Genomic DNA, 3,958 nt, shown 5'->3' with positions numbered 1-3,958 from the left:
GGTCATGCTCGTCACCCCATCTCTGCGTCGTCGTGTGTTCGCCGGGGCCCGGCGTCCTCGTGTGGGCGCCGGTGCCCGGGCGGCGCCCCTTGCCGGAGCGCCGCCCGGACTCGCCTCACGGCATCAGCTGGTACTCGGGGAAGTTGCCGGGCAGCCGTTCGCCGGCCGGGCCCTGGGTGACCGCGCGGATCAGCAGTTCGCCGCCGACGAAGGCGCCGCGCCAGGAGGCGCCGAAGCCGCCGAACAGCTCGTCGCGGTCGCCTCGGGAACGCGGCTTGCCGTGGCCGATCTTGAACGCGCGGATCTGCGGGGCGAGCCGGTCGAAGGTGGCCCGGTCGTCGGTGGACAGGGTGGCCACCAGGGCGCCGTTGGAGGCGTTCATCGCGGCCAGCAGTTCCGCCTCGGTGTCGACCAGGACGATGGTGTCGACCGGGCCGAAGGGTTCCGCGTGGTGCAGGGGTGAGGAAGGGGGCGGGTTGAGCAGGGTGACCGGCTGGACGTACGCCGAGGTGTCCTGGCCGGGCAGGAAGCGGGCGTCGGCCTCGCTGCCCCGGTGCACGGGGACGGCGCCGCGGTCGATGGCCTCGGCCACCTGGTCGCGGAGTTCCTTCGCCTTGGCCGCGTTGATCACCGGTCCGAAGTCCAGTGCGGGGTAGGGGTCGTCGGGGTGTTCGACGGCGAGCGGGTGGCCGAGGCGCAGGGTGCGCACCGCGGGCAGGTAGGCCGTGAGGAACTCGTCGAACAGCTCGCGCTGGACGACGAACCGCGGATAGGCGGTGCAGCGCTGTTTGCCGTAGTCGAAGAGCTTGGGGATGACGGCGGTCAGCGCGTCCCAGTCGGAGTAGTTCCAGATGCCCCAGGTGTTGAGTCCCTCCTGTTCGAGGACGTGACGCTTGCCGAGGTCGGCGACGGCCGTGGCGACGGCGGCGCCGGTGTCGCGGCCGCCGACGAAGGAGACACAGCCGATCTCGGGCGCCCGCACCAGCGCCTCCGACAGCTCCCGTCCGCTGCCGCTGACGAGGGTGACGGGGATTCCCTCGCGGGCGGCGAGCGCGCAGGCCAGGGTGAGACAGGCGACGCCGCCGTCGGTCGGGGTCTTGGCGATGACGGCGTTGCCCGCCAGTGCCTGCACCAGCATGGCGTGCACGAGGACACTCATCGGGTAGTTCCAGCTGGCGATGTTGGACACCGGGCCGTCCAGCGGGGCGCGGCCCTCGACCATCGGCTCGATGCCGTCGACGTACCAGCGCACGCCGTCGATGGCCCGGTCGACGTCCGCCTGCGCGAGCCGCCAGGGCTTGCCGATCTCCCAGACCAGGAGCAGCGCCAGGAGTTCGCGGTGCTGGGTGAGGGCGTCGAGGGTGGCCGCGACCCGGGCCCGGCGCTCGTCGAGCCGTATGTGCCGCCAGGCGCGGTGCTGGTCGAGGGAGGCGCTGACGGCCTGGTGGGCGGCTTCCCGGTCCAGGCGCGGCGGGCCGGCGATCGGGCTGCCGTCGACGGGGCTGGTGGCGGGCAGGGCCCGGCCGTCGGCCCGCCAGGCGGAGGCCCAGAGGTTGAGGACGCGGTCGTCGCGGAAGGCCTCGGGGGCGACCGCGAGGCAGCGTTGCCAGGCGTCGTTCCAGGAGGTACCGGACTTCACCACGAGGTGGGTGGAGTTGAGGGTGGTGGTCATGCGATGTCTCCGCTCTCGGTGCACAGTCGGGGGCGGGGTGTGCGGGAACGCGGCGGGGCCGGACGGGTCCGGGTCCGCCGCTGTGGGATCCGGGGTCAGGCCCGAGGGGCCTCTCGGACCGTGTCCAGCAGGGCGAGCACGAGGCGGGCCGTCTCGGTGGGGGTGTTCCCGACCGTGACGCCGACCGCCTCCAGCGCCGCCTTCTTCGCCTGCGCCGTGCCCGCCGAACCGGACACGATGGCGCCGGCGTGGCCCATGGTCCGTCCCTCGGGCGCGGTGAATCCGGCGATGTAGCCGACGACGGGTTTGGTGACGTGCTCACGGATGTACGCGGCCGCCCGCTCCTCCGCGTCCCCGCCGATCTCCCCGATGAGGACGATCAGTTCGGTGTCGGGGTCGTCCTGGAAGGCGGCCAGGCAGTCGATGTGGGTGGTGCCGACGACGGGGTCTCCGCCGATGCCGACACAGGTGGAGAAGCCGATGTCGCGCAGCTCGTGCATGAGTTGGTAGGTGAGCGTGCCCGACTTGGAGACCAGCCCGACGCGGCCGGACCGGGTGATGTCGGCCGGGATGATGCCGGCGTCGGACTGGCCCGGGGTGATCAGGCCGGGGCAGTTGGGGCCGATGATCCGTGTCCCCTTCTTCTTCGCGTACGAGGTGAACGCGACGGAGTCGTGGACGGGAATGCCTTCGGTGATGACGACCGCGAGCCCGATCCCCGCGTCCACGGCCTCGACGACCGCCGCTTCGGCGAAGGCGGGTGGCACGAAGACGACGCTGACGTCCGCCCCGGTCGCCCGTATGCCCTCGGCCACCGAGCCGAAGACGGGTACGGCCCGGTCGTCGAAGTCGACGCTCTGCCCGGCCTTGCGCGGGTTGACGCCGCCGACCACGTGGGTGCCCGCCGCGAGCATGCGCCGGGTGTGTCTCATGCCCTCGCCGCCGGTCATGCCCTGGACGAGGACCCTGGACTCCTTGGTCAGGAAGATGGCCATGTCCCGCTCCTTCAGCCGGCGTCGGCGAGTTCGGCGGCCCGGCGGGCGGCGCCGTCCATGGTGGTGGCCTGCTGGACCAGGGGGTGGGCCCGTTCGGCCAGGACGGCCCGGCCGCGGACGGCGTTGTTGCCGTCCAGGCGCACGACGAGCGGCTTGGTGAGCCGGACCTCGTCCAGGGCCCGCACGATGCCCTCGGCGACCGCGTCGCAGGCGGTGATCCCGCCGAAGACGTTGACGAGGACGGACTTCACGGCCGGGTCCGACAGGATGACCGTCAGTCCGTCGGCCATGACGCGGGCCGAGGCGCCGCCGCCGATGTCGAGGAAGTTGGCGGGGCGGGCTCCGCAGCCGGCGACCACGTCGAGGGTCGCCATGACCAGGCCGGCGCCGTTGCCGATGATGCCGACCTCGCCGTCGAGCTTCACGTAGTTGAGGCCCTTCACGGCTGCGGCGGCCTCCAGCGGACTGTCGTACGTGCTGCTGTCCTCGCCCCGACGGGGCTGCCGGAAGCGGGCGTTGTCGTCGAGGGTGACCTTGCCGTCGAGGGCGAGGATCTGCCCCTGCCGGGTACGGACGAGCGGGTTGACCTCGACGAGGACGGCGTCCCGGCCGACCAGCACCTCCCACAGGCGTACGAGGACGTCGACGGTCTGCGGCGGCAGTCCGGCCGCCTCGGCGATCTCGCCCGCCTTCGCCGAGGTGACGCCCTCGGCGGGGTCGACGGGTATCCGGGCGACCGCTTCCGGGCGAACCGCGGCGACCTCCTCTATGTCCGTGCCGCCCTCCGCCGAGGCGATGGCGAGGAAGCGGCCCGCGGCCCGGTCGAGGACGTAGGCGACGTAGAACTCGGCCTCGATGTCGACGGGTTGGGCCAGCATGACCTTGCCGACCGTGTGTCCCTTGATGTCCATGCCGAGGATCCGGCGTGCCGTCCGCTCGGCCTCGGCCGGGTCGGCGGCGAGCCGCACCCCGCCCGCCTTGCCCCGGCCGCCGGTCTTGACCTGCGCCTTGACGACGACGCTGCCGCCGAGCCTGCGGGCCATCACCCGCGCTTCTCGTGGGGAGTCGGTGACCTCCGCCCTGGGCACCGGGATCCCGCGTTCTTCGAAAAGCTCCCGGGCTTCGTGCTCGTACAGGTCCATGCTTGGGCTCCCGTCTCAAAGTGCACGACTCAAAAGTGCTGCACGCCCCCTGGACATCACCCATCGGATGCGGGATAACAATCTTCATACAGTATTCGTCGACTGTATGCAATGTGCCAAACATGGCCGTGAGGTGATCCGTGACGACG

The 3,958-nt window shown here is 71.9% G+C and carries 3 protein-coding genes; all 3 read right to left on the bottom strand.

The window, feature by feature from the left end:
* Window positions 1–115 precede the first annotated feature (115 nt).
* The 3 genes from AQI94_RS42210 to sucC all read right to left on the bottom strand — a co-directional run bounded on the left by AQI94_RS42210 (window position 116) and on the right by sucC (window position 3,809).
* On the bottom strand, window positions 116–1,672 hold the full coding sequence (locus AQI94_RS42210) for an aldehyde dehydrogenase family protein (RefSeq protein WP_031058101.1): 1,557 nt from the start codon (window positions 1,670–1,672) through the stop codon (window positions 116–118).
* Between the two features lie 95 nt (window positions 1,673–1,767).
* Window positions 1,768–2,667 carry a succinate--CoA ligase subunit alpha gene (gene sucD, locus AQI94_RS42205; protein ID WP_031058104.1) on the bottom strand — a complete coding sequence of 300 codons (900 nt, stop codon included), beginning with the start codon at window positions 2,665–2,667 and terminating at the stop codon, window positions 1,768–1,770.
* Between the two features lie 11 nt (window positions 2,668–2,678).
* Window positions 2,679–3,809, bottom strand: coding sequence for an ADP-forming succinate--CoA ligase subunit beta (gene sucC / locus AQI94_RS42200; RefSeq protein ID WP_031058106.1), 1,131 nt, complete (start codon window positions 3,807–3,809; stop codon window positions 2,679–2,681).
* Between the last annotated feature and the right edge of the window lie 149 nt (window positions 3,810–3,958).

Source organism: Streptomyces pseudovenezuelae, from assembly GCF_001513955.1.
Taxonomy (GTDB): domain Bacteria; phylum Actinomycetota; class Actinomycetes; order Streptomycetales; family Streptomycetaceae; genus Streptomyces; species Streptomyces pseudovenezuelae.
Note: the sequence above shows the minus strand (reverse complement) of the source record. Positions and strands in the feature narration are given on the sequence as shown.